General features: G+C 59.5%; 1 pseudogene. It reads right to left on the reverse strand.

Annotated features, from left to right (window positions below):
* A pseudogene (locus tag RF638_RS16160) lies at positions 1-541 on the reverse strand (hypothetical protein); the annotation flags it as partial.
* Positions 542-551: the final 10 nt, after the last annotated feature.

Here is a 551-nt window from a genome sequence, read left to right on the forward strand (position 1 = left end):
GCCCGGAAGTAGTCATCGGTGGCTCCTCTGTTCTGCGAGCGGGGGTCGTATCAACTGCGTAAAGTGCTGCCGCAATACCCGCGGTACCGAAAACGAGTCCGAACATCGGGGGCCCGGTGAAAACCGGGGCAACGGCGGACTCGATCAGCATTTGCCCCATCCAAGCCACGGCAACGGTCCCAATCCATTGCATGTACGGCTGACTCGACTGCCGCATGAGTTTCCAGCCCGGGTAAACGGCCATGATGAGACCTGCGAAATAAAGCAAGAGGCCAAAGAAACCGGTCTCGGCGAGGATCGACGGCCAGAACGTGTCCGCCAGGAAACCCCCTCGTTCGCCCGGCCCCATGCCGTAGATCCGCGTGTATCCCAGTTCTTCATAGACGGGGCTGTAATTGGACGAGGCCACGGCCGACCCGAACCGCCCCAGTCCCACACCCAGTGGAAAGGCTGCGGCGGCCAGAATCGCAGAATCGATCGTCATAGTCGTTCTGGCGGTCGAGTCAATGTTGGTGAAGTACTCGTTGTACGTGTTAGTCACCACTTCTGTC

Origin of the sequence: Kocuria sp. CPCC 205235 (assembly GCF_040980905.1) — a bacterium.
GTDB classification, from domain to species: domain Bacteria; phylum Actinomycetota; class Actinomycetes; order Actinomycetales; family Micrococcaceae; genus Kocuria; species Kocuria carniphila.